The organism is Microbacterium sp. NPDC007973, assembly GCF_042958465.1.
GTDB lineage: Bacteria > Actinomycetota > Actinomycetes > Actinomycetales > Microbacteriaceae > Microbacterium > Microbacterium galbum.
The window spans coordinates 1-20,811 of the sequence record NZ_JBIBJJ010000006.1 but is presented as its reverse complement, the minus strand read 5'-3'; the positions used below and the strand labels follow the sequence as shown (position 1 = coordinate 20,811).

At 69.7% G+C, this 20,811-nt stretch carries 23 protein-coding genes; 14 read left to right on the top strand and 9 right to left on the bottom strand.

Features of this window, described 5'->3' with window-relative positions:
• Positions 1-83: 83 nt before the first annotated feature.
• Genes ACFZA2_RS17250 through ACFZA2_RS17210 form a run of 9 tightly spaced genes read right to left on the bottom strand, consistent with a single transcriptional unit; the run spans position 84 to position 9,384 of the window.
• The gene (locus tag ACFZA2_RS17250; RefSeq protein WP_391407260.1) at positions 84-386 is read right to left on the bottom strand and encodes a hypothetical protein; all 303 of its coding nucleotides are present in this window, start codon (positions 384-386) and stop codon (positions 84-86) included.
• The gene (locus tag ACFZA2_RS17245; RefSeq protein ID WP_391407258.1) at positions 383-1,096 is read right to left on the bottom strand and encodes a DUF4913 domain-containing protein; all 714 of its coding nucleotides are present in this window, start codon (positions 1,094-1,096) and stop codon (positions 383-385) included. Before ACFZA2_RS17245 ends, ACFZA2_RS17250 begins: the two co-directional genes overlap by 4 nt.
• Positions 1,096-2,898, bottom strand: coding sequence for a type IV secretory system conjugative DNA transfer family protein (locus ACFZA2_RS17240; protein ID WP_391407256.1), 1,803 nt, complete (start codon positions 2,896-2,898; stop codon positions 1,096-1,098). Before ACFZA2_RS17240 ends, ACFZA2_RS17245 begins: the two co-directional genes overlap by 1 nt.
• Positions 2,898-4,538: an ATP/GTP-binding protein gene (locus ACFZA2_RS17235; protein WP_391407254.1), complete on the bottom strand. Its 1,641-nt coding sequence runs from the start codon at positions 4,536-4,538 to the stop codon at positions 2,898-2,900. Before ACFZA2_RS17235 ends, ACFZA2_RS17240 begins: the two co-directional genes overlap by 1 nt.
• Complete coding sequence (locus ACFZA2_RS17230) at positions 4,538-6,049, bottom strand: SCO6880 family protein (RefSeq protein WP_391407252.1); 1,512 nt, start codon at positions 6,047-6,049, stop codon at positions 4,538-4,540. Before ACFZA2_RS17230 ends, ACFZA2_RS17235 begins: the two co-directional genes overlap by 1 nt.
• Positions 6,049-7,692: a hypothetical protein gene (locus ACFZA2_RS17225; protein WP_391407251.1), complete on the bottom strand. Its 1,644-nt coding sequence runs from the start codon at positions 7,690-7,692 to the stop codon at positions 6,049-6,051. Before ACFZA2_RS17225 ends, ACFZA2_RS17230 begins: the two co-directional genes overlap by 1 nt.
• Position 7,693: 1 nt before the next feature.
• Entirely contained in the window at positions 7,694-8,446 is a 753-nt protein-coding gene (locus ACFZA2_RS17220; RefSeq protein ID WP_391407249.1) for a hypothetical protein, read from the bottom strand.
• A 13-nt stretch (positions 8,447-8,459) separates the two neighbouring features.
• Positions 8,460-8,762, bottom strand: coding sequence for a hypothetical protein (locus ACFZA2_RS17215; RefSeq protein WP_391407247.1), 303 nt, complete (start codon positions 8,760-8,762; stop codon positions 8,460-8,462).
• 10 nt (positions 8,763-8,772) lie between these two features.
• Positions 8,773-9,384 (bottom strand): DUF6668 family protein, encoded by a 612-nt coding sequence (locus ACFZA2_RS17210; protein ID WP_391407245.1) that lies wholly within the window; start codon positions 9,382-9,384, stop codon positions 8,773-8,775.
• Positions 9,385-9,538: 154 nt separating this feature from the next.
• On the opposite strand from ACFZA2_RS17210, the gene ACFZA2_RS17205 reads away from it, so the two are divergent.
• The 14 genes from ACFZA2_RS17205 to ACFZA2_RS17140 all read left to right on the top strand — a co-directional run bounded on the left by ACFZA2_RS17205 (position 9,539) and on the right by ACFZA2_RS17140 (position 20,732).
• Positions 9,539-9,805, top strand: coding sequence for a helix-turn-helix domain-containing protein (locus ACFZA2_RS17205; RefSeq protein ID WP_391407243.1), 267 nt, complete (start codon positions 9,539-9,541; stop codon positions 9,803-9,805).
• A gap of 2 nt (positions 9,806-9,807) precedes the next feature.
• Positions 9,808-10,353 carry a hypothetical protein gene (locus ACFZA2_RS17200; RefSeq protein WP_391407241.1) on the top strand — a complete coding sequence of 182 codons (546 nt, stop codon included), beginning with the start codon at positions 9,808-9,810 and terminating at the stop codon, positions 10,351-10,353.
• Between the two features lies 1 nt (position 10,354).
• On the top strand, positions 10,355-11,440 hold the full coding sequence (locus ACFZA2_RS17195; protein ID WP_391407239.1) for a M23 family metallopeptidase: 1,086 nt from the start codon (positions 10,355-10,357) through the stop codon (positions 11,438-11,440).
• 14 nt (positions 11,441-11,454) lie between these two features.
• Complete coding sequence (locus ACFZA2_RS17190) at positions 11,455-12,870, top strand: AAA family ATPase (protein WP_391407237.1); 1,416 nt, start codon at positions 11,455-11,457, stop codon at positions 12,868-12,870.
• On the top strand, positions 12,867-13,877 hold the full coding sequence (locus ACFZA2_RS17185; protein ID WP_391407235.1) for an FHA domain-containing protein: 1,011 nt from the start codon (positions 12,867-12,869) through the stop codon (positions 13,875-13,877). The genes ACFZA2_RS17190 and ACFZA2_RS17185 overlap by 4 nt, the downstream gene beginning before the upstream one ends.
• Positions 13,878-13,924: 47 nt before the next feature.
• Positions 13,925-14,170 (top strand): hypothetical protein, encoded by a 246-nt coding sequence (locus ACFZA2_RS17180; protein ID WP_391407233.1) that lies wholly within the window; start codon positions 13,925-13,927, stop codon positions 14,168-14,170.
• A 245-nt stretch (positions 14,171-14,415) separates the two neighbouring features.
• Positions 14,416-16,380, top strand: a complete 1,965-nt coding sequence (locus ACFZA2_RS17175; RefSeq protein WP_391407231.1) for a hypothetical protein — start codon at positions 14,416-14,418, stop codon at positions 16,378-16,380.
• 359 nt (positions 16,381-16,739) lie between these two features.
• Positions 16,740-17,630 carry an ArdC-like ssDNA-binding domain-containing protein gene (locus tag ACFZA2_RS17170; protein WP_391407229.1) on the top strand — a complete coding sequence of 297 codons (891 nt, stop codon included), beginning with the start codon at positions 16,740-16,742 and terminating at the stop codon, positions 17,628-17,630.
• Positions 17,631-17,679: 49 nt separating this feature from the next.
• A complete protein-coding gene (locus ACFZA2_RS17165) occupies positions 17,680-18,300 on the top strand; it encodes a DUF6349 family protein (protein ID WP_391407300.1) in 621 nt (206 codons plus the stop codon).
• Between the two features lie 18 nt (positions 18,301-18,318).
• Complete coding sequence (locus ACFZA2_RS17160; RefSeq protein WP_391407227.1) at positions 18,319-18,630, top strand: hypothetical protein; 312 nt, start codon at positions 18,319-18,321, stop codon at positions 18,628-18,630.
• Between the two features lie 44 nt (positions 18,631-18,674).
• Positions 18,675-19,007 (top strand): hypothetical protein, encoded by a 333-nt coding sequence (locus ACFZA2_RS17155; protein WP_391407225.1) that lies wholly within the window; start codon positions 18,675-18,677, stop codon positions 19,005-19,007.
• Between the two features lie 111 nt (positions 19,008-19,118).
• A complete protein-coding gene (locus tag ACFZA2_RS17150; RefSeq protein WP_391407223.1) occupies positions 19,119-19,307 on the top strand; it encodes a hypothetical protein in 189 nt (62 codons plus the stop codon).
• 377 nt (positions 19,308-19,684) lie between these two features.
• The gene (locus tag ACFZA2_RS17145; protein ID WP_391407221.1) at positions 19,685-20,026 is read left to right on the top strand and encodes a hypothetical protein; all 342 of its coding nucleotides are present in this window, start codon (positions 19,685-19,687) and stop codon (positions 20,024-20,026) included.
• 52 nt (positions 20,027-20,078) lie between these two features.
• Positions 20,079-20,732, top strand: a complete 654-nt coding sequence (locus ACFZA2_RS17140; RefSeq protein ID WP_391407219.1) for a DNA-processing protein DprA — start codon at positions 20,079-20,081, stop codon at positions 20,730-20,732.
• Positions 20,733-20,811: the final 79 nt, after the last annotated feature.

Genomic DNA, 20,811 nt, shown 5'->3' with positions numbered 1-20,811 from the left:
ACCGTCTGAGCGCACGAGAGAGGGACCGGGCCTGTTGGTCCGGTCCCTCTCTCATTGCCGCTCAGCGCGGCTCAGGGAGCGCGTCACGGTCGATTCGACGGGCGCGACGGTCCGCCGCCGTCACGGACGGGGAGGCGGGGCAGCATCCGCAGCGCCGCGAGGTGCAGCATCGACCCGATGACCGCGGCCAGGAGCACGACGGCGGCGACGAGCGCCGCGCCGGCCGCGACGGTCTGTGCGATCGCGTCATCCGAGAGCAGCGAGACAACGCCCGCCGCGGCGAGCAGCGCGAGCGCGCACGCCGTCTGGACGACCGCGACGCGGATCGCGAAGGGGGCGGCGTACGAACGCACCCACGACTCCCGGCGGGTCACGACGGCGCTCACGCGGACACCTCGCGCACGTCCGGGAACAGCCCTTCGGGCGGCTCGACGTAGGGCAACATGTCGCCCTTCTCGTTCGTGTGCTCACGGTTCGGTCCGGTGCCGATCCCCGCGAACGGCCCCGAGCTGCTGAGCAGGATCGACATGTGGTGCTCGGCGTGATCGCGGAACCACACCGACATGCCCGTCTGAGGGTCCAGCCGCAGGTGCTCCCACGCGCGCCAGAGCGCGTCGAGTCGCGCCACGGCTTCGGCGTACTTCCACCAGTCGCCCGCCCACAGGGTGTTACTCCCGTCGACCCGGCGCCGGTAGTTGGGCCGCAGGTAGCCGCGGAAGAACTCGTCGACGGAGCCGAAGTACAGCGCCGGCTCCTCCTCAGGCTCGGCCTCGTCGAGCTGCGCGAGCGCCGCGGCGACAGCTCGGCGTGCAGCCGTGCCGGCCTGAGCTTGCAGCTCCTCGATCAGCGAGGGGTCCAGCTCCTCGCGCACGGCCTCGTCGACGGCTTCACCGACGACGCCCGACACCTCCTTCTGCAACGCACGGAGGATCATCGGGCCGGCCATTGACTCCGCGAGCTGCGCGACGTCGAGCCCGAACATGCGTCCAGGCTCCCGCTCCTCGCGCTCCTGGCCCTCCTCGTCGTCCACGTCGACGTCGAACGGCTCAGCCTCGATGCCGTCCGTCTCGTCCGTTCCCTCGTCGAGCCAGCTCATCACACGGCCTCCCGTTCGTTCTCGGAGCGCGCGACGGCACGCACGGACTCCTGAGCCTCGTTGATCGTCCGCTGCGCCGCCGGGTCGTGCGCGGCGATCGACGCCTTGACCTTCTCGGCGTGCGGGCCGGTCATCCACGGCTGCGTGCGGATCAGCGTCGGGCGGTTCCCCGAGGACAGCACCACGGCGCGACCCTTCGGCATCGCGGACAGGTCCGCGACGTCCAGGATGCGCTCACGGTGGAGCTGCTGGTTCACGCTGCGCCCACCGCGGCCCGACGACACCGACGACGCCTGACGGTCGTAGTCACCGATGAGCTTGGAGAGCGATTCGAGGAAGGTTTCTTCGGCCACACCACCGCCGTATACCTTCACGTTCGAGGCCGACCAGAGCTTGCGCATGCCCGACTCGCCCCACACGTCGATGCCCTGTGACCACGACTGCAGAATGGTCATCAGGACGATGCCGCGCGAGCCGTAGTGGCTGTAGAGGTTCGGCAGCTCACGCCACCGGCAGACGTTCGCCGCCTCGTCGAGCACCCCGAGCAGGGGCACCGCGAGACGGCCCCCGGGGGATGCTGCGGCAATCTCCTCCGCGGCCTCGACGACGGCCACGGTCAGCGCCGTCACGAGCGGGCCGGCGGTTCCGCGGCCCTCCTTGGACAGCGAGTAGAGCGTGCCACCGCCGCGCACGAACGCGGCGGGGTCGAACTGAGGGCGAAGGTCGGTCTGCGTCACGGGGTTCACCCACGACGCCACCTGACGGTTCGTGAGGCACGACGCCATTTGCTGCGCCGTGCCGTAGATGCCGCCACGCTGCTTCTCGGGAGCGTTGATGACACCGCGCACCTGGTCAGAGGTGAGGGTGTACCCGTGCGCGTGCAGGATGCGCGCGGGGGCCTCCTCCGAGGGCTGCGTGAGCCAGGTGTAGACGTCGGTGATGGGTCGACCATCGAGCGCCGCGGCGAGCAGGAGCCCCGCAAGGAGATCCTGCCCCGCCGGGTCGAAGTAGGCATCCGTCTTGGCTCCGGGGTCGCGCGAGCCCGAGGCGAAGTGATCGGCCAGCTTGGCCGCTTTCACCTCGTCGGTGACGTAGCTGAGCGGGTTCCACCACCACGAAGGATTCTCGAGCGCAATTCCCTGAGGATCGAACACCCACACCGGGCCGGCCTCCTCGCGGACGTCGCGGGTGGCATCCACCACGTCGCGCTTGTTCGAGGTGACCAGGACGCCGCCGGGGGCGTCGAGGATCGCCGGCACCGCGCGAGAGGTGGTCTTACCGGTTCGCGGCCCCCAGATGTCGATGTGCATGTCCTCCCAGGTGCCCCACAGCGGCATCCCGCCGACCGTCTTACCGATCGGCACGCCCAGCACCGGCTTGCCGTCGACGCCCTTGACGCCGAGACGCTCAGCCGAGGCCACGGCGTTCTGTCGGCTCAGGCCGGCGACGTCCTTGCCGCGGCCCATGTACGAGCTGGCGCGGTCGACGCGGGTCCGCCCCTTCCGGTAGCGGACAATGCCGACGATCGCGAGGACGGCGAGGGCGAGCAGGACAGCGCCGAAGACGGCGATGATCCACGTCGCGGATGCCGGCCACGCCACCCGCCCGAGGACGAGTCCGAGCGTGAGAGCGAACGGGTCGGACGGCAGCTCGGCCGCGGTGCCGTCGAGCTGCGCGCCGAGGCGCACCGCAACGTTGGTGAGGATGAGCCCCCCAACGACCACGACGATGAGCACGAGCAGCATCAGCGTCTCGGCTCCGAAGCCGCCGGGATCGCGGCGGCGGTTGTTGGGGGTGCTCATCAGACCGTCTCTTTCTCGCGCGTCTCGTGGTCTTCCACCAGCTCCTCGACGACGCGCAGCGCGCGGCGCGAGGTGCGGGACTGTTCGTACCACCGCTGGTTCGTGTCGCGGATGCTGCGCTCAGCTTCCGTGAGCTGCACCTGTACCGGAATGCCCGGACGGGTGCCGACCTTCACGAGGAACTTGCCGCGGCCGGGAGGGTCGACCTCGCGGCCCGTGGCGGCATCCCACGCGGGCGGGTCTTGCCACCCGGTCAGCAGCTCTTGCTCAGCCTCAGAGAACGGGATGACCGTCGTGAGCTCCGGCATTTCGGTGTACGGCAGACCGCCGCACATGACCATGCCGGCGCGCTCGACGAAGCCCTTAGCTTTCAAGCGGTCCTCCTCCGGGAGGGCGCTCAGGTCGGCCATAGTGTGCGAAATCATCGCCGTGCCGACGCCCACCTGACGATTGAGTCGGGTGAGGAAGTCCACGCGGTCGACGATGCCGTTACCGGCGCGCAGGGCACGCCACAGCTCGTCCATGATGACGAAGTAGTGCCGGCGCGGTTCCAGCTTCGCGTCCGCGAGGACGTTCGCGATGTTCACCGTCGCGAAGCCGTTCGACCAGCACGCGAGCAGCGTCGCCGCTCGCAGATCGCCCTCAGCCTCACCGATCGCGGAAATGTCGTAGACCACCGGGCGGTCGAGCGCCATTGGGTTCGTCGTGTGGTGCGAGAACACACCACCGAGGCGACCCGAGCCGTTCGCCAGGGCGAGCAACGACGCTTCGAGGCCGCGCGTAATCTCCTGGTACTTGTTGAAGTCGCCGCGGTCGACGGCCACCTGTCGCAGCTCCTCCGGGCCTTCCTGCACGACGCGCAGCAGATCACCGAGCACCGGAATGCCCTCCATCTTGCGATCGAGCACGTGGAGGGCCTGGTCGATGATCGACTCCTCGACGTCGGAGGGCTGCGCCTTCCGCTGGATCGTCAGCAGAGACGACACCATTGCCAGGCGGCGACCGTGGGCGTCTTCCAGTACCTCATTGGCCTCCTTCTGGAAGCCGGCGTCGATGAGGCGCTGCGCGGCCTCCTTGGCCTCGCCCGGGTCGAGCACGTTGAGATATCCGCGCCCACGGCCGAGGGTGATGACCTGACCACCGAGCGCGCGAATGACCTCCACGTAGTCGGGTCGCAGATCGCCCAGCACGAGCGGCTGCACCCCGTAGCCGGCGAGCCCGGTCGCCATACGAGCGACCGCCGTCGACTTGCCGAGTCCCGGCTTACCGAGGACGAACAGCGACGGGTTGCTGATGAGCTTCGCGCGCTGGAACCACGAAATCGGATCGGCGCAGAGCGTCGCGCCCGTGTGAATGTGACGGCCCAGCGGGACGCCCACCATCGGCGTGCCGGCACCGATCGCGTACGGCCACAGGCCGCACGTCTGCACCGTCGTACCGCGCCACTCCGGGACGGGTTGCAGGTACGTCGACATGCCGCCGCCGGGGCCGCTCCACCCGCGAGCGGTGAGCGACCCACCGGACGCCGACGCGCCCGATTCGGTGTTCTTCCGTCCGGTGCGGACGAAGACCAGCGCACCCACCACGACGAGCAGGATCAGCCCGCCCAGGGCGAGCAGCGCAATCAGATCAGGGCTCATCAGACACGCTCCCTCAGCGCCGCGGGGACCGACACGTGCTTGGTCAGCACGAGCCCGAGGGGCAGCGCCGCGGCAAACGCGCTGTCCTGCGATCCGTACACCGGCCGAAGCCGAAGGCGAGCCGTCGCCCCGAGGTTGTCGACCGCCGCGCGAGCGTCGGCCTCCTTGCTCGGGTCGATCACGGTCGCGGTCACGAGGATGCCGAAGTTCACCAGGCCCGCGCCCGATGCCTCCTCCGACTCCGTGGCCTGAGCCGAGCGCAGCGCGAGCGAGTCGCGCGCCGCCGGCTTACGGCTGGACGTGGCCTTGAACTCGGCAGCTCGCACGTCAGCCTGCACGAGCGCCGCCGCGCGGGCGGGGTCGATCGGCTTGTAGAGCAGCGTCACGCGCTTGCGGGCGATATCGCGGTGCGGAGCCAGCAGACGCGCCAGCACACCCGACTGCACCAGGCCGCGAGGGGCCTGTGTCATCTGCCAGGTGACCGACGTTGCCGAGTCGTGCCGGTAGCTGTCCCAGTTGGCCTGAGCAGCCGTGGGGCCGACGTCGGCCCAGTTCAGATCGGGCACCTCGCCGTTGGCGTGGGCGTCGTCGATCAGCGTCGCCGCGGCGGGGTCGTACGCGACGAGGATCGTCTCGCACAGCTCCTGAGCCGTCAGCGGGTGCGCCGCTCCCGCGCCGGTCGCTTGCAGCGTCGCGGTGAGGCCAGGAAGGCGAGCGGCCAGCTCGCGCCCCATGTCTTCCGGGGTGCGCGGCTTGGCACCCTTGCGGGGTGCCGCCGAGAACGTCAGCGCCACGTACGCCTTCACCGTCGACGAGCCGGCGGGGTAGTTCATCACGACCTCACCGAGCATCGCTTTCGCGAAATCGGGTGCCTCAGGATCGGTGTTCGTCTCCACCTCACGGCGCAGACGACGACCCGAGTCGGGGGCCGTCTCGATGGTCACCTGAGCGGCCTCCATCCCCGGCTCATCCGCGAGGTTGCGCAGCCAGTGACCCCAGTCGGCCACCCACAGGTCGACCTGTTCCTGGTCGACGAGCGCCGCGCCGTCAGGCTCGGTGCCGATGACGATCGAATACGTCTTCGCGTGGGGGTTGTAGATCATCGCGAACGGGCGGGCGTAGCTGTCCTCGTGCTCGGAGAGCCGGGACTGAGCCGCCAGACCGGGGAGCTGGTTCGTGCCCCACTCCGAACGCCCGAGGGGGCCGGAACGGTACACGTTCGCCTTGCGCCGCTTCGTCGACGACCACGCGGCCCGGTTCGCAGCGCGCGAGAGCACGCTACGACCGTCCGCGTCGCGGATCGTCAGGAGCAGGATCATCCCGCCGAACACCGCGGCGGTAATGACGGCGTTGAGGATGTTCGTCGTCATCAGGACGACGATCACGATCAGCAGCGCAACGAACATCAGGCCGGTGCCGACCGTGCCGAGGCCGAGAAGCCCCGGCGACGTCGGCTGACGCCAGTTCCCGTAAGTGCGGACGCCCTTACGGCTTGTCTCTACGGTTGCCATCAGCTCCCGCTCCCTTCACCCGTTGCTTGATTGCCTACGTTCTTCGCGGCACCCGTGGCCGCTTGCACGCCCTGAGCCGCTGCGCCGATCGCGACGCCCGCGGCCATGCCGACAGGGCCACCGGCAGCACCGGCAGCAGCTCCACCGGCAGCTCCACCGCCGGCAGCAGCTCCACCAGCCGCAGCGCCGCCCGCGGCAGCTCCACCGCCGGCAGATGCCGCCGCAGCGCCCGTGCCGCCACCAGCAGCACCCGAGGAGGCCGCGGCCCCCGTCGTGCCGCCGCCACCGGCCGCGCTAGACGCCTGAGCGGCCTGAGGGGCTGATCCACCGCCACCATTCGAGCCCGAAGGCCCAGCGGCGCCGGTTGAGCCCTGACCGCCCGTAGCGCCGGGACCACCGCCCGCCGACGACCCGCCGCCCGAGCCGGTCGCGAGGCGACCAGCAGCAGCAGCGCCCGAGGGCAGCGCCATGATCGCCGCAGCTCCCAGCGCGCCGCCGGCACCAGCCGACAGAGAGCTGACGAGAGGTGTCACGAACCGCATCAGAGCGGGCATCGCGAACAGCGCGAGCACCATCAGAATGAGGCCCGTGAGCACGGCGATGAAGCCCGTTCCGTCGTCCTGGAAGACGTTCGTTCCCACGAGCTGGAAGGCGGCGGCGTAGACGATCGCCGCGGCGGGCTTGTAGAGGATGAACGCGACGAGCCAGCCCACGTTCTTCTTGAACCAGTTCTTACCCATTTCGGTGTTGGTGGCCGAAGCGGACAGGGGCAGGATGCCCGTCAAGATCACGAGCATTCCGCCGCGGGCGATCATCAACACGATCTGAGCAGCCGTCGCGAGGATCGCGATGATGCCGAGGATGATGATGAGCATTGCCCCGAGGCCACCCGTGTTCGGGTTCGTCGTCAGTGCGAGCAGTGTCGCGATGTTCTCACCGAAGCACGCGGAGTCGGCTCCCACGTCGCAGCTCAGAGCGCCGTTGAGAATCCACACCGAGAACGAGTCGAAGGCCGAAATGAGAAGGCCGACGATCGTCACGCCGGCCCCGGCAACGACGATGAGAGTCAGGAGACTCTTCACCGTCTCCTTGCCCGGTTCGGCGCGTTGCTCCCACGCCATGCGGACGCCGCCGATGATGACCGACACCACCGCCGCGGCTCCCATGTACCACCAGAGCGACGACTGCAAGAACAGCACCGCACCGCCGGCCCCCTGAGGACCGCGCGGCAGCAGCCCCGACACGAGCGCGGTTGCGCCGCTCATCAGGAAGACGGCACCGAGCACGATGCCGAGACGGCCGGCGGCTTGGAAGCCCTCACCGTTGCGCATGCGGGTTGCGATGAGTGCACCGAGCAGGATGATCGAGATACCGGCGATCACGATCGCAATCCACGTCACCCAGCCGAGCACCGTAATGATGCCGTCCGAGTTCGGCGCGGTCGTTCCCGCGGCGATCGTCGAACCGCCACCCGCACCAGTGAGGTTCGGTGTGCCGACGTTCACCCACAGGGTGCCGAGCGAGCCGACCGCCTTGCCGAACGCCTCGAGTACGGCATTCGCCAGGTTCTCGATTGCGTCGCCTACGGCTCCCTCGACGATGTCGCCAATGCACTCGGAGGGGGTGAGAATGTTGCAAGCCATATCAGGCTCCCCACGCGATGTATCCCGAGGTGTCGGGGATCGAAGCAAAGTCGAACGGCGCGGGGTTGTTCGCGTCGATCTTCCAATCGCCGTCTTCCCACACCAGGGCGTAGACGGCCGATCCGGTTACGGTCTGACCCTCTGTCGAGCCCCGCACGGCGAGGTCGATGCTGGCGGTCTTACCGTCGTAGGACAGCACCTTGAAGCCCACGAGCTGCAACCGGACACCCGAGGTTTCCGACCCCGTGTTGGCCTCCGCGAGCAGCTTGTCCCGGTACGTTCCCGAACTCAGCGCCGTCTCGATCCAGGCGCGCGCCAGGGTCGGGTCAGCCGGCACCGCGAGGGCGGTCGCCGCTGCGAACAGCGCGCCCGTGGGCGAGTGCTGGAAGCACGTCGGGACGCCCTCTGAGGTGGTCGCTGCGGGGCCGTACGTCTTCGACGTCGGGTAGGCCACCGTACGCACATACGCCCACTCCGCGGTCGGCGGTGTCGTCACCCGTCCAGACAGCTCCACCCCGTCGAGCCCGCACACGCTGACGCCGCCCGCGACCGCCGATTCACTCGGGGTCGGGGCGGCGCTAGCGGAGGAGCTGGACGACGGGTTGCCCTCAGGGGGCGCGGCGTCGTTCCCGCGGTTCAGGTTGAGAACCGTCAGGAAGACGGCGGTGATGAGCAGCGCGGCCACCACGACCGCCCCGACGATGAAGCCGGGGCGGGCGAATGGGCTCTGCTGGGTGTCGTCGTCCTCAGCCATGACGGCTCCTTTCTCAGGCCCCGGCGAGGATGCCGATCAGCGCGGCACCACCGCCGATGACGATCGCGCCGGCCATAGGCCAGATGATCTTGGGGAGAGCGTCGTGACCCTCACCGCGGCGGAAACTGACGGCGATGAGGATTCCGCCGACGATGATCGCGCCGCCGACGACGACGTAACCGATCCACTTCAGCCACGACAGGATCGTGGTCACACCCTCGGTCCCCGGGGGCTGCTGCGGCGGGGGGTTCGGGATGACGCCGGCCAGCACGTTGGCCGTCTCGTTCACGGAGTGAAGCACTTCGATCGCGGACATGTCTTGCCTTTCAGTTGGTGGTGCCGGCGGCACCGATTCCGGGGAGTGCGCTCAGCTCGTCGATGACTCGCTGGACTTCGCGCGGGATGGGTGAAGCGGTGGGGTCGTCGAGTCGCCAGGCGTCGACCCACGGCACCGTCCAGGTGCGAGGGCCACCGCCGCCGACAACGGCGAGGAGGTCGCGCAGAGCGCGAGGCATCCGACCGGGGGCGTCAGCCATGACGACGAGCCCCAGGACGTTTGAGGGCGTCAGCTTCGCGGCCCACTGACGCAGCGCGTTCTGAGCGGCGCGAAGGCCGGCGGCGTTCGAGCGGGCGACGATGACGACGGGCGTCGGCTCGCCGTTCGCGCTACGCGGCCAGGCGTGGCCGGCGGCGGCGGACCACCCCGGCGCGAGAGTGGCCAGCGTCGATTCTCCCGCGCCGCCATGCGCGCCGAGCCACCAGACCGCGGGCGTCGCCCGCTGGTCGGCGATCGGGAGCTGGTCGACCTGATCGGGTGCGGGTACGCCCCGCTGCGGTGCCACGGGTCCGAACGTCGACGGGACGACCGCGATCGGTACGTCCGAGTCAGACGGCGGCGTGGTCGGACGCGACAGCCACGGGTTCTGCGGGTCGCTCATCTTGCCCCCCTAGGTACAGTGAGATTTGCCGTTACACGGTAACCCTACTCCCTTATCCCCCAACCTAGGAAGGGCGCACCCGAATGTTCCCAACCATGTACAAACACAGCCAGATTGGTAATATTAGGCCATGCAGCCGTCAGGAGGACTCACCGTGACAGACGACGCCGACGCGATCGACCGTCTATTCCAGCAGAGCCCTCCGACAATCGGTCCGACCGAAGTTGCGCAGCGTCTCGGCGTCTCCCAGAAGAGCGTCTACACGTGGCTCAAAGACGGCTTGATCCCCGGATACAAGCTCGGCACGAACTGGCTCATCATCACCGACGAGCTGAAAAACGTGCTCCGCGCCGGGGCGAACAAGCACACGCCCACCGGCCCGGTCATCGTCGTCAAGCCGACCATCATCGAAGGAGAGTGACCGTGAGGAAGATCGGGACCGTCATCGTCGTCACCGCCGCCGCCGTCGTGCTCGCCGGATGCACGGGGACCGCCAGCACCCCCGAGCCCGCGCCGACGCCGAGCGGGAGCACGTCTGGCCCGATCTTCCCCGACTCCTCCACGTTCTCGCCCGCACCCCGCGGAGCGATCGACGAGGACTCGGGAGAGACGCACGGGCCGCGGCCCGTGCCCGTCTGGGATGACGAGTCCCGCCAGAGCGCGATCGCCGCGGCGGATGCCGTCATGCGCGCATACGCGCGGCCCGATCTTGGATTCGACGCCTGGTGGGCGCAGTTGCAACCTCTCCTCGACCAGAAGGCCACCGCCGACTACGCCTACATGGACCCCTCGCGCATCGTTGCGTCGAGCGTCACCGGGGCCGGAACGATCACCGACGAGACGAGCGCCTACGTCGCTTACGTCGACGTCCCGACCAACGCCGGCACCTACAGCGTCATCCTCAGCCGCGCGGACGCTGACAGCCCGTGGCTGGCAAGCCGCTTCATCGTCCCTGAGGGTGTGAACTAGCGTGGCCGGCCCTAAGGGGGGCGGGGCCTACGCGATCGCCGCGGTGCCGATTCTCGTCATCGGCATGCTGCTCGGTTTCGTCGTCGTCGGCGTCGACAACTGCGAGCCCGCGGGCGCGACGGGACCGAACACGAGCGTCTCGATCGACCCGAACTCGGTCCCCCAGACCGAGATAGCCGGCTACGGCCACGAGCAGCTTGTGAACGCTGCGAACGTGATCCAGGCCGGCAAGGACTTGGGCCTGAACGTGCGCGATCAGACCATCGGCGTGATGACGGCGATGGGTGAATCGAGCCTCCGCAACATCGACTATGGCGACTGGGAGACGGGCGGCGTCACCAACCCGGACGGCTCCCGTACGACGTCCATCGGCCTGTTCCAGCAGCAGGACGGATGGGGCACCCGCGAGGAGCGGCTGAACCCCTACATCTCGTCGACGAAGTTCTTCCAGGCGATGATCCAGAAGGTTCCCGACCGGGAATCGCTGGAACCGACCATCGTCGCGCACCGCACCCAGATCAACGCCGACCCGTACCACTACGAGCGGTTTTGGGACGGCGCGGTGCAGATCGTCGAGGGTCTGACCGGCGTCAAGACGGGGCTCAACCCCGGCGACGGCAGCGCCAGCGGCGGCAAGTGCGACCCGATGGTGCCCGGTGGGGTGAACGCCCAAGGTTGGGCGTCCCCGGGAGCCGGTCCCATCACGAGCCCCTACGGCTTCCGCGTCCACCCGATCACGGGCGACGTGCGACTGCACGCCGGAACCGACCTGGCCGGCGGCGGATGCGACGGGCCTATCTGGGCCGCTCAGGACGGCACCGTGACCTTCCGCGGCTTCGACGGCGGCGGAAACGGTGTGATCGCAATCGACCACGGCGGCGGCGTCACCACCCGCTACCTGCACATGTACGACTCCGGGATGCTCGTCAACGTCGGAGACAAGGTGAAGGCCGGCCAGCAGATCGCTCGCGTCGGTAGCAGTGGCGGATCGACCGGTTGCCACCTCCACTTCGAGGTGATGGTGAACGGCGAGAACGTCGACCCCGAGCCGTACATGGCCGCGGTCGGCATCCAGCTCGGACAGTGAACTAGGAGACGACCATGACCAGCATCGACGTAGCCCCCAACGCGTTCCCCAAGATCGACGCGCACCTGGCAGCAGACGGCACCGCGAAGGTGTTCATCAGCGGCACGCCGCACGATATTGCCGCGGCCGACCTGCCCTCAGCTCGCGCCGAGGTTGTCGCCCTCATCGCTCAGACCGCCGCGCAGCTCGGGCGTCCCGTCCGCGTGCAGACCTTCGGCCCGGACGGTCAGTGGCCGCTCATCGTCCACGCGGACGGGAGCGTGGACGAGGACGCCACGCAGCCCGCACGACCGGCGCCGATTCTCGAGGACGACCCCGCCGTGGACGAAGACACGGTGATCCCCGTCCCCCAGCCCGTCGCCGCTCCCGCCGCGGCATCCGGCCTCCCCGCCGACAGCAGCGCGTGGACGAGCAAGCCCGCGGCGGTCCCGCCGATCGCCAGCGTGCCCGCGGCCGAGCCGGTCGCCGCAGCTCCCGCCGCTTCCGCAGCTCCCACCGAGCCGACTCGACGCGAGGCGCGTCAGTCGTTCCTCACGCAGGAGAACACCGAGGAGCCGGCAACGCAGGGGTGGCGCGGGTCGCTGACCCGCTTCGGTATCCGCATGAGCCCCAGCGAGTCCGAGCGCGCTGAGCGCGCCGACATGCTCGCCGTGTCCCAGCACTGGCCCGGGCCGCGGACGATCGCCGTGGTGAACGGCAAGGGCGGGGCCGGCAAGACCCCGACCACCGTTCTCCTCGCCGCCGTGTTCGCCCGCTACGGCGGATCGGGCGTGCTGACGTGGGACAACAACCAGACCCGCGGCACGCTGGGCTGGCGCACCGAGCAGGGCAAGCACGAGGCGACCCTTCTCGACCTTCTCCCCCAGGTGCCCCGTCTCCTCAGCACGGGTGCGCAGTCGGCCGACCTGAATCACTACGTGCACCACCAGACCAAGGACAAGTTCGACGTGCTGCGCAGCAAGCCAATGGCCCTCGCGCACGAGCAGCGCGTCGAGCCGAGCGACGTCGACGCGATCCACGACGTCGCCGCGAAGTATTACCGCCTGATCTTCATCGACAGCGGCAACGACGAGTCGGACCCGATGTGGCTGCGCATGATCGACAAGACCGATCAGCTCGTGGTCGCCACGACCACCCGCGACGACCACGCCGAGGCCGGCGCGCTTCTCCTCGAAGCCCTGGCCGAGCGCGACCAAGGATCGGCCGAGCTGGCCCGTGACGCCGTTGTCGTCGTGAGCCAGGCCGACCCGAAGGCCACCGCCGCCGAGCTCGCGCACGTCGCGGACGGCTACAAGAGGCTGGCCCGCGCCGCAGTGACGATCCCCCACGACCCCGCAATGGTCGACGGGGTGCTGAACTACGGGGCGCTGCGCCCCTCCACTCAGCGGGCATGGCTCGCTGCCGGCGCAGCGGTGGCGAAGGGCCTATGAAGGACACACAGCCCGTCCCCGGGCTCACCCGCGTACCGACCTGGCCCCGCCTGGTCGCAGAGCTGCACGGCGACAACACCGGCACCCTGACCGTGAACGGCACCAGCCGCGCGTGCGCGGCCGAGTCCGTCGCCGCCCTCAGGACCGGGCTCATCGCCCGCGCCGTGTCCTACGCCGTGCAGCTCCGCCGCCCCGTGCGCCTGGACGTCACCGAGGCCGCAGCGAGCTACCAGCTCGCCGTGCGCCCCGAGGGGTACGTGCAGCTCATCGACGCCGAAGGCATCATCCCCGCCGCGGACGGCCTCACCGTCGACGAGGGTCGCTGCCGGCACTGCCGGCGGCTACAGCCCGTCACGTCGTCGACGTGCATCCAGTGCCACATCGAGGAGCCGCTGCGCGTCGAGGTCGCCCCCCACGGCGAGCCCGTCGACGTCCCGCCCGCCGTCGTCGTCGACGCTCCCGAGGAGCTGCCCGCCGACGTCGACGAGGTGGTGCACCTCCCCGAGGTGACACCCGCCCCGGTCGCCGCGCCGGCCCCCGTGGCCGCGCCCGTGTCGACGACCGCGCCCGCGGCCGAGCCGATCCCGGCACCGATCGCACCGCCGATCCGTCGACGCTCCGCAGCTCCCGCGCCCGCTCCCGAGCTGGACGAGGACGTGGAGGCAACGCACGTGCGCCGTGCGCCCGCGCCCGTGCTGCACCTCGCGTTCTCCTCGCAGCGCAGCGTCACGGCCCCGGGCCGTGTTGTTATCGGCCGCGACCCGATCGCGAAGGACGGACAGCACCCCGTCACTGTCGTCAGCCCCGGCAAGCAGCTCTCCCGCTCGCACGCGGCGATCGAGGTCGACGGGCACGCGCGGATCGTCGTCACCGACCTCAACGCCGCCAACGGCGTCGAGCTGCTGACGACCCCGCCGCGGTGGCTCATCCCCGGAGAGCCCACCGTCGTCCCCATCGGCGCGAAGCTGCTGCTGGGCGACGTCGAGTGCACCGTGACCCTCGCGTGAGCGTCCCCGCGACACGCCGCACCTCAACCCATTACATAATGCGTTCCGTGCTGCACGATGGGGGGATGGTCATGCCGTACAAGGGAGAGCGTGACGCCATTCTGGCGAAGCCCGCAGTACCGTTTGCCCGCGTCCTCAAAGAGAACGCCGAGAAGCTTGGCTACACGTACGGCGACTACCTCGTCGCCCTCGCGGCCGAAGCCCTCGACATGCCGCAGTACTCGCCTCCCTCCCGTCACCGTCGAGCTGACCAGCTCGACCTTCCCCAGGAGGCGACCACGAAAGCCGCATAAACGAGCGAGCCCCCCGCCTCTACGAGACGGGGGGCCGAAGCTAAGTGCCTGATCTTTACGAGTTTGGCGACCTGTAGATCGAGGCAGTTCCAGAGAAAGCCGGTTCGGGACCGGACCTTCGCTGTACCCAGCGACCGAAGTCGGAAGGTGGTGTCATCATAGCGCCTAGACCTAGACGTTCGCAGTATTCGCGCGCAGATTCTTGGGCGCTCACCGTCGAGCTGAGCCCCCGCCCGCGCGTGCGCGTGGCCGTGGCCGACGCCTACGGCACGGTCCTGAATCGCTACCTCGACCGCCCGCTGCGCGATCGCGCGCCCGAGCGCCCGTGGGCGATGTACCTCGCCGGCACCGATCAGCGGTTCCGGTTCCTCGCGTTCGACCTCGACGCCCACGGCGACGCCGCCGCGCCGCTGCGCGACCTCGACGTCCTCACCGGCCACCTCGTCGACGCCGGTATCCCCTTCCTCGTGTGCGAGTCCGGTCCTGCCGGCGGTCGTCACGTATGGGTCGGCCTGGCCGAGTCGGTCGACGCGGCCACCGTGGCCACGCTCAATCGCCTCGTGAAGCACCTGTGCCCGAGCCTCGACCTCTCCCCGCTGTCGAACCCCGTCACCGGCTGTGTACGGCCCCCAGGAGCGCCGCACCGCGACGGAGGCGTGTCAACACCCCTCACGGGCGCGCTGGACGTCCTGACGGCCCCCCAGACGCCCGCAGCGGCTATCCGCGCCCTCGTGACCCGTCTCGCCGCGCTCGTCGACGACACCGAGCCCGCCGATACCGAGCAGGAGCGGCCCACCGGCCCGCTGCCGGTCGACGCGCACCGCCGCCTGTACCTGCCCGGTCGACGTCGCGAGCTGCCGGCGGTGAGCGCCGCAGCGCTTCGCGAGCTGCCCGCCGGGGCCGACGCCTCCGCGCAGCTCTGGCGCGTCCTGATCGGCGCAGCCTCCGCACGCTGGCACCACGCCGACGTCGCCGCGCTCGTCGACGACGCAGACGGCCTAGAGCACGTCCGCACGCGCACGAGTCCCCGCGGCCGCACACCGCGGCCGCGGCGTGAACAAGCCGCCGTCCTTGCCCGCCAGTGGGACAAGGCCGTGCGCTACGTCGCCACCAGCTCCCGCCAGATCGGGGACGATCCGACGTTCGACCGTCGCGCCGACAGGATCGCCGCGCACGTCCGCGACGTCCAGGAGCGCGCCGACAGCGCCGCCGGCCGCTGGACCCGCGGCGGTGGCCCCGCCGATCGCCGCATCCTCGACGTCCTGTGCGTCATCGCCCTGCACGCCCTCAGAGGCACCGTGGAGGCCGACACCCGCCGCCTGGCCCTCCTGGCCGGCGTCGGGCGCGAGACGGCGCGCACGGCCCTGCTGCGCCTGGCCGAAGACGGATGGATTGCCCACGCCGCCGCGGCCGAGGGACCGCGCGGTGCGCAGTGGACGATCGACCCCAGGAACGTTCTCCACAGCACCCCGGATCACGCCCGGTCACAAGCGGACCCGCGCCCCCCAGGGGCCGGGTCCGCTGAGAGAACCCAGCTCCTCGCAACGATCACCGCCCGCATGACGGATGCCGCGCACGACTTGTTCACCTCAACCCGCCCCGCGCTGGGACACCTCGCCGGGAACATCTACGCACGCACCGACCACACCCCCGCCACCCTTGACGACCTCGCCCGCACCATCGGCGCCGGCCTAACCCGCACCGCCCGTCTCCTCGATCGCCTCGCGTATGCCGGCATCGTCGAGCCGACGCCGGCCGGATGGGTGCGCAGCTCACGCAGCACTGTCGACGCCGCGGCCGAGCGGTTCGCGATCGCTGGACGTCTCGACGCCCGCGCAGCTCGCTACCGCGTCGAGCGCGAGGTGTGGGCCTGGTGGAAGGCTGAGGAGACGTGGATGCACGCCCCCCGCCGGTCCGACGCGAGCCGTCGACCGGCGCGCGGGCAACTCTCCCTCGTCCCCGAGGACGGCACGCACGCCTACGGGCCGCACCCGCGCCACAAGGACGGTCGCCTGAACTTCGCTGAGGCCCGTCGCGTCGTCGAGCACGAGCGCGCCGGCATCGCCGCGCGAGAGAACGCCCCTGAGAGCGTCGACGGAGATCTCCGCTCGAGTAATTCTGTCGAGCCGGTGGCCGCGGCCGAGCCCGTGGAGCTCGACGACACCGACTTGATGCTGGCCCGACTGCTGGGAGCGGTCCGCATCGCCTGACGGCGGCGCGACGGTCCCCGTCGCTTGCGAGCCGCCGGCTCGCTGAGGGAGCCGGCTACGCCGGCCAGCTAGGGCCTTCGGCCCGGTTTTTTGCCGTGAAGCCTTCGGCGGCTCCCTCCGCTGCGCTCCGGTCGTAGCTACCTCCGGGCTCCGTTCAAGTGGCTACGCCACCGGCTCCCCCGAGACTTTCGGCACGCGGTCGCTGCGCTCCCTTATTTCGCGCCGGAACTCTCTCCTCCCCCGCCCTTCGGGTTGCACTGCACCCTCCGGTTGCTAAGGCGGAAACCGCCTTCACGGCAAAAAAACGTGGAGGGGATGAGCAGCAAATGACTCTATTACCGGCACGAAAGGTTCCGAACATGGCCCGCACCGTCAAGAACACCAAGACCGCCGAGCAGCGTCGCGCCGAGGCCGACGAGCTGCAAGCGAGGATCGCGGATCAGGTCGAGGCGCTGCGCGAGTCCGAGGCGTGGGCGCGGTTCCTGGACTTCACGAAAGCATTCCACCGCTACAGCATCAACAACCTGTTGTTGATCTTCGGACAGTGCCCCGAGGCCTCCCACGTCGCCGGTTACCGGACGTGGCAGAAGCTCAACCGCCAGGTGCGCAAGGGCGAACGCGGCATCCGCATCTACGGCGGTCGCGACGTGCGCGAGACGGTCGAGAACCCCACCACCGGCCAGGAGGAGGAGCAGCGCCGAACGATGTTCTTCCCGGTGTCCGTGTTCGACATGGGACAGACCGACCTCATCGACCCCGAGGCGGGCGACCCCGCCGAGATTGCCCGCCCCCTCACGGGCGAGGACACCGCCGGGATTCTCGACGCCGTGACGGACTACCTCACCGCGCAGGGCTGGACGGTCGAGCACGAAAGCATCCCCGGCGGGGCGCAGGGATTCACCGACCCCGAGACGCGCCGCGTCGTGCTGGACGCCGACCTCTCCCCCGCCCAGGCCGCGAAGACCGCCCTTCACGAGGCCGCTCACGTCCTGCTGCACGCCGAGGAAGATCACGCCGAATACGTCGAGCACCGCGGGATCAAGGAAACCGAGGCCGAGAGCGTCGCCTACGTCGTCGCCGGGATTCTCGGACTCGACACCAGCGGCTACAGCGTCGGATACGTCGCCGGGTGGAGCAAGTGCGACGCCGAGACGATCAAGGCCACCGCCGCGAACGTGCGCCGCGCAGCTCACACCCTGGCCGACGCGCTCACCGAGCAGCCCGAGGCCGTCGCCACCGTCGCCGCCTGACGGCAATAACTCTATTTCCGGCAACACCAGCAAGGAGGAAACCGTGAGCATGGATGCCCTGTTCGACCTGGCCGAGTTCGAGCGCGAGGCCGTGGCCGCGACCGCGTGGGACGGCGCGCCGCTGACCTACACGACGAGCTACTACAGCCCCGCCGAGCTGGATGCAGCGTTCGAGCGCTACCGCGCCGAGTTCGGTCACTTCGGATGCGTCCCCCGCTCCCACATGTGGAACCGCAACGAGTGGAACGCGGGCGCGCGCGTCGTCACCGAGGACGGTCACGAGCTGCACACCTTCCACGCGGACACGAGCTGTCGGCAGACGGACCACGACCACAGCGCCGCGCCGCTCCCGAAGGGCGGTGGGTATCTCGTGATCTGCCCCGGCTGCGCCTGGCACGTCATCACCGACACCGAAAACGCCGGGATCGAAGCGTGGCACGACCACGCGATGCCGGGGTGGCGATCCCTGCCCGTCATGCCGCAGCTCGTCAGCGACCGCACCGACGAGAAGAAGGCCCGCGCCGCCGCCGCGAAGTGGTGCGCGAAGAACTACCCCGCCGAGTGGCAGCGCCCCGGCTCCCCCGTCCGCACCGTGCGCGGCCCCTACGGAGGCCGACACGTCGAAGCCCGCTCCCCGTTCGGCGGGTACGACCTCGCCGCCGACCACTGACACCGAAGGAGAACCCCCGTGGACACCCTCACCCCCGCCGCCGTGGCCGAGCTGCTGGAAGACCTCGCGCAGCTCCTCCCGTTCCCCACGTCCGTCTATACCGACATGGGCGCGGAGAGCTGGACCCCTCAGCTGTATTTCGGGCCGCTCGACGAGTCGAGCGGCCTCCCCAGCCACCGCGCCGGGATCGACGCCGACACCGTGCGCCCCGTGTGGTGGATCGACCTCGACACCGGAATGCGGACGATCCTCCTCGACGAGGTGACCCCCGACGACGTGTGCAACGTTGCCGCCCGGATCGCGAGCGAGTACCCCGAGCACCGGCAATAACTCTATTTCCGGCAACACCCCCATTACCGACAGGAGAACCCACCGTGCGACTGACCTTCACAGACGGCTCAACCCTCGACGTCGAGCCCATCGGTACGAGCAGCAAGGGCGCGCCCATCGTGGACGATGACACGGCCTTGCAGATCGCGGAAGCCTGGCAGGACGTCCAGGGCATCGACGAGTACCGCGGATGGACGGCCCCCGACGACGACAGCCAGCCCGTGCCGTACATCTTCGGACGAGTCGCGCCCGGTTCCATGACCCGGGTGACGTTCGACGAATGGCCCGTGATCTACGACCCCGCCGCCGGATTCGACGGCGAGAGCAGCGCCTACAGCCTGCACGCGTTCCCGTACGAGCTGGACATATCCGAGTGAGCACGAGCGGCCCCCGTGGGGTTTCGCTCGCCACCCCAACCCCCCTGCTCATCGGCATGATGACCGGTGCAGACGCGGGTAACGTCGGCTATACCGCTGAAAGGAGCGGCAATGACTACTCAGGGACTTCTCTACCTCACGGCCTTCGCGGTCGGAGTGTTCGGCATGTTCCTTCTTGTCTACGGGAACTGGCGGGGAATGCGCCTCGAAGGCGACCCCTGGCTGAGCGGCCCCCGCATGTGGGGCGTGCTGCTGACTGCACTTGGGTTTGTAATGTCGCTCATTCCGAGCGTCCTGTGACGGAGTAAGCGCGAGCGGCCCCCACGGGGGCCGCTCCCCCTCCCCGGCATCCCGAGGCCAGGAACCACCACCGCGGCCGACGTCGGACGGAGCCGCCGCCGGCTAACGGACGGTCGGACGGAGCCGACCGACTGCAAGGGCCTGACGGCCCGTTGTTTTGCCGTGAAGCCTTCGGCAGCATCCGGTCGATCGGGCTCCACGCAAGCCCCCGCTGACGCGGGGGCCGGCTCCTCCGAGACTTTCGGCACGCGGTCGCTGCGCTCCCTCACATCGCGCCGAAACTCTCTCCCCCACCGCCCTCCGGGTTGCGCTCCACCCGCTCTCCCTCCGCGGCACATTCGTGCCTTCACGGCAAAACAACGAGAGGGAGAGAACCCATGAGCACCAGCAACTACAGCCGCGGGGACGCGATCACGCTGGACGAGCGCCCCGGCGTCGTCATCGAAGACCTGGGCCGCGGAAACCTCCGCGTCTCGACCTTCCCCGGTCAGGAATCCCTCATCGGGGATCGTCACTCGGGCCTGTCCCCCGTCGTGCGCGACTCGGCGGTGTGGGTCGAGCGCATCCGCGAGATTCGCGACTACTTCGGCATCCCCACCGAGGGCGACCGTGAGCCGTGGCGCAGCCGCCGGAACCCCGAGCTGCGCGCCAAGACCCCCGACGCCTTCCCCGAGGCGATCTTGACGTGGGGCGTCGACTACCGCCCGCGCACCAACTGACCACCCGTAAATAACTCTATTCCCGTCAATAACCCCATTACCGGAGGACACCATGACCGCCATTCAGGAACTCAGCCCGACCACGCACCCCGAGCTGTGGGCGCTCCTCGCGCTCGGAGACGACGCCCCGGAACGTCTGTGGGTCCGCGGCGACGTTGACGCGCTCACGGCCCGCCAGGCTGTCGCGGTGACCGGATGCCGCGCGAGCACCGCCTACGGCGAGCACGTCGCGGGCGAGTTGGCCGCAGACCTCGCCAAGACGCACACCATCGTCACGGGCGGCGCGTACGGCATCGACGCGCAAGCCGCGTTCGCCACGCTCAACAGCAGCGGAACCGGCGTCATCGTGGCCGCGGGCGGCGTGGACCGTGTGCACCCCCAGGGACACCGCGAGTTGGTCGCGCGCATCATCGAGACGGGCGGCGCGATCGTCAGCGAGGTTGAGCCCACCGAACCGCCCAGCCGCTACCGGTTCATCCGACGTCAGCGACTCGTCGCGGCCCTGTCCGCGGGATCGGTGATCGCTGAGGCCGGGTGGCGCAGCGGATCGCTCGCCGTGGCGACGTCGGCGCGTGAGTTGGGGCGCCCGGTCGGGGCAATCCCGGGGCCGCTCACGAGCCCGACCACATCAGGGGTGCACGCTTTGATTCGGGGTGGGGCAACGCTCATCACGTCGGCCGACGACGTGCGCCAGATGCTCGCCTGAGCAGATCGGGGGCGGCGCAGCCGCGCCGCCCTCCCCCGCGGTCGATTCTCGAGAACCGGTCACGACCACCGCGGCCGGC

What these genes read in the sequence shown, in the direction of transcription:
- ACFZA2_RS17245 (WP_391407258.1), bottom strand. Translation starts at nt 1,096, where the DNA reads ATGAGCTGGCTCGACGAGGGAACGGACGAGACGGACGGCATCGAGGCT.
- ACFZA2_RS17240 (WP_391407256.1), bottom strand. Translation starts at nt 2,898, where the DNA reads ATGAGCACCCCCAACAACCGCCGCCGCGATCCCGGCGGCTTCGGAGCC.
- ACFZA2_RS17235 (WP_391407254.1), bottom strand. Translation starts at nt 4,538, where the DNA reads ATGAGCCCTGATCTGATTGCGCTGCTCGCCCTGGGCGGGCTGATCCTG.
- ACFZA2_RS17230 (WP_391407252.1), bottom strand. Translation starts at nt 6,049, where the DNA reads ATGGCAACCGTAGAGACAAGCCGTAAGGGCGTCCGCACTTACGGGAAC.
- ACFZA2_RS17225 (WP_391407251.1), bottom strand. Translation starts at nt 7,692, where the DNA reads ATGGCTTGCAACATTCTCACCCCCTCCGAGTGCATTGGCGACATCGTC.
- ACFZA2_RS17220 (WP_391407249.1), bottom strand. Translation starts at nt 8,446, where the DNA reads ATGGCTGAGGACGACGACACCCAGCAGAGCCCATTCGCCCGCCCCGGC.
- ACFZA2_RS17215 (WP_391407247.1), bottom strand. Translation starts at nt 8,762, where the DNA reads ATGTCCGCGATCGAAGTGCTTCACTCCGTGAACGAGACGGCCAACGTG.
- ACFZA2_RS17210 (WP_391407245.1), bottom strand. Translation starts at nt 9,384, where the DNA reads ATGAGCGACCCGCAGAACCCGTGGCTGTCGCGTCCGACCACGCCGCCG.
- ACFZA2_RS17190 (WP_391407237.1), top strand. Translation starts at nt 11,455, where the DNA reads ATGACCAGCATCGACGTAGCCCCCAACGCGTTCCCCAAGATCGACGCG.
- ACFZA2_RS17185 (WP_391407235.1), top strand. Translation starts at nt 12,867, where the DNA reads ATGAAGGACACACAGCCCGTCCCCGGGCTCACCCGCGTACCGACCTGG.
- ACFZA2_RS17170 (WP_391407229.1), top strand. Translation starts at nt 16,740, where the DNA reads ATGGCCCGCACCGTCAAGAACACCAAGACCGCCGAGCAGCGTCGCGCC.
- ACFZA2_RS17165 (WP_391407300.1), top strand. Translation starts at nt 17,680, where the DNA reads ATGGATGCCCTGTTCGACCTGGCCGAGTTCGAGCGCGAGGCCGTGGCC.
- ACFZA2_RS17150 (WP_391407223.1), top strand. Translation starts at nt 19,119, where the DNA reads ATGACTACTCAGGGACTTCTCTACCTCACGGCCTTCGCGGTCGGAGTG.
- ACFZA2_RS17145 (WP_391407221.1), top strand. Translation starts at nt 19,685, where the DNA reads ATGAGCACCAGCAACTACAGCCGCGGGGACGCGATCACGCTGGACGAG.
- ACFZA2_RS17140 (WP_391407219.1), top strand. Translation starts at nt 20,079, where the DNA reads ATGACCGCCATTCAGGAACTCAGCCCGACCACGCACCCCGAGCTGTGG.